The organism is Moorena sp. SIO3I6, assembly GCF_010672095.1.
Map to the genome: position 1 here is coordinate 1 of NZ_JAAHHU010000621.1, position 2,609 is coordinate 2,609.

Annotated in this window: 3 protein-coding genes and 1 pseudogene; 3 read left to right on the forward strand and 1 reads right to left on the reverse strand. The window is 38.2% G+C overall.

The genetic code is table 11. The features are described 5' to 3' along the window. Window positions 1–573, reverse strand: a 573-nt coding sequence (locus tag F6K49_RS40400) for a sulfotransferase family protein (RefSeq protein ID WP_293106473.1), incomplete at its 3' end; no start/stop codon positions are given. 307 nt (window positions 574–880) lie between these two features. Between F6K49_RS40400 and F6K49_RS40405 the strand changes: the two are divergent. From F6K49_RS40405 to F6K49_RS40415, 3 genes and pseudogenes are all read left to right on the forward strand, one after another. Continuing rightward, a pseudogene (locus F6K49_RS40405) lies at window positions 881–1,045 on the forward strand (agmatinase); the annotation flags it as partial. A 49-nt stretch (window positions 1,046–1,094) separates the two neighbouring features. Beyond that, entirely contained in the window at window positions 1,095–1,880 is a 786-nt protein-coding gene (locus tag F6K49_RS40410; protein ID WP_293064647.1) for a Sir2 family NAD-dependent protein deacetylase, read from the forward strand. A 133-nt stretch (window positions 1,881–2,013) separates the two neighbouring features. Further along, window positions 2,014–2,163: a hypothetical protein gene (locus tag F6K49_RS40415; RefSeq protein ID WP_293106476.1), complete on the forward strand. Its 150-nt coding sequence runs from the start codon at window positions 2,014–2,016 to the stop codon at window positions 2,161–2,163. Window positions 2,164–2,609: the final 446 nt, after the last annotated feature.

Below are 2,609 nucleotides of genomic sequence, written 5' to 3' on the forward strand. Positions count from 1 at the left end.
CCACTGTTGATTATAGGATGACTTCCACTGCAAAGCTGACCGAATAAATTTGATGTTTATTTTCTTACAATAGGAAGCGATGATTGCTTCTGGGTGGCTTTGCAAATCATCCGCATCAATCACCACGGGAATTTCACCTGATAATTCGATTATTTTTTCAAAGAGATAATATTGCTGCTGGTAACCAATTTCATCTTTAATGATATTGTGGTCTAAAAAATAATAGGAAGGAATTGACTTAGCTGGATCACGAATAATAAAAGTGTTAACCAATTTTTTCAAAAAGGACTCATCTTTTACAAGATATTCATAACAGTGATAAGCCATATCTTTCAAAAAAACAGGCTGTTGCGGTGAACAGTTTAGAATGTGGTTCTTAATATCTTCAAATTGTGTCGGATGTTCTGCATCAATAATCATTCCTGTAGGAAGCCCTTTTTTTTCTAAGACATAATAGACATAAGCAAAAGGTTCATGCAGAATTTTAAAGTCTCCCCGATTCATCATCATACGTTCAAAGGCAGTGGAAATAGACCGTGGATGTGACCACAGCACAACTATATTATTTTTCATTCTGAATCAAAATGATAACTGTTAACTCAAGTTGCGTATTTCAATATGTAACACTAAGCCAATACAGAATTCCTAATGAATTGAGCAGTTATTATGGCTTCATCTAAGGCTTGATCTTGTGCCTTAGACCCAGTTAACAGCTTAGCTTCACTCACTATCATAAATCTATTTTACAACAAATAAATGCGGATCAGCATAAATCCTGCATTCTTGTTTGTTTGTTGGTTGCAATTCATCTCACCGCCAAATCGAAGATTATGGCGGGAGCCTGAGGGGGTGACAAGGGGGTTGAAAGTTAGGCTGGGCGTGCCTTTGACGTTGGCGATCGCTAGTTCAAACAGGCAAAACAATTATTGGTTTTGATTTGTGCGAGGTTGCGCCTGGTGATGTTGGAGATGAGTGGGATGGAAATGTCGGAGCTAGAGTTCTGTACAAGCTTGCTTGTTTGCAGGGTGTTCAAATAAGTTGTTAACTCGAATCGAGAAATGTTCTAAAATTAGAATGTTGTGTTTTAGAAACTAATGGATGATATTCTGAGTGTTGTTGCTGATTGCATTCTCAAGGCAGAGTCTATTCTTTTCATTGTTGGAGCCGGTTTATCTGCAGACTCCGGGTTACCTACATATCGGGGTGTTGGTGGACTTTTTGAAGGTGTTCTCACTCAAGAAGGTATACCAATCGAAGAAGCTATCAGTAAAAACATGTTACAATCTTGTCCCGAAGTAACGTGGAAATATCTGTGGCAAATTGGAGCAGCCTGTCATAAAGCAAAATTCAATCGTGCTCATGAGGTCATTGCACAAATCGAGTCTTGGAAACCAGATACATGGGTATTGACGCAGAATATAGATGGGTTCGAGCGCGCAGCCGGAAGTAAAAACTTGATTCAAGTACATGGACAACTCTCCGAACTATTTTGTGTAAATTGTTCTTACAGGACAACTGCAGAAGAACTCCTAGCCGGATATAGTAAACCGATGGATTTACCACCAAAATGTCCAGCTTGCGAAGGATTAATTCGTCCGGATATTGAGTTATTTGGTGAACATCATATGAGTTCGTCGGAAGAAACTTTCAAGATCCTAGATAATGCTCCCATTGATCTCATGTTTGTGATCGGCACCTCCAGAGACTACCAATACATTACTAAACCTTTGTATAAAGCTCGTAGGTTAAATGTGCCCATAGTAGAGATAAATCCTGCTGAGACCGTACTTTCAGAAATAGCTAATTACCACATCAGATCTACTGCTGCCGATACACTAGATAAATTGTGGAATATATGCGAAAAACGACTGGTAAGCTAACTCTTTGCAGGGGTGGGAATAAATACCACTTTGCTTATCACTTCCTGGGAGTTTCAGTGAAGTCTAATGCTTCGATAATTAGCTTTTACGTCCTTTATAAAATCCGATAATCTTTAAATTAGAAATTAAACTTATGCAAGAAAAAAATTTTATAACAGTTGATGGCAAACGTTTTCACTATATGTGGTTGCGCTTTAAGGATGACAACATGGTTCTAATGCTTGCTGTAGCTGGGATAGAGCTTTCAATCCTCGCTGAAAATCAAGCCATTTATGAGGCTTGAGACTCATCAGAGTCTGGGCAAGTTCTGACCACAAAGTCATCCCATTAACCCAAGCATGAGTCAATAATCCTATGGTAAAATCACGCTTGTTGTGGCTGAATTTGTTGTTTTCCTTTATATTGATACTTACTATCAGGATATGTACGGTTACAATGGATCGAAAAATTGGAATTCCATTCTTATAAAAGTCTGATGCTGCACTAGAAAAGTTAAACTTGATAGGCGATCGCTAATTGCATCAGGTCCAAATCGCTTGAAAATCACATTGGTGCTATTTGGTATTTTGTCCATCCCCAGGGCTATTTCATTCTAAAAAGTTGCTTAAGCGTGTCTAGACTAAAAGAACAAATTCGTTGAGCTTGTGCCATGTTTTTAAACATTTTTTCACGGTATAAATTGAGTGTAAAATTGCGCGCTATGGTAAAAATTTTAGGGAGAGGGTTAGT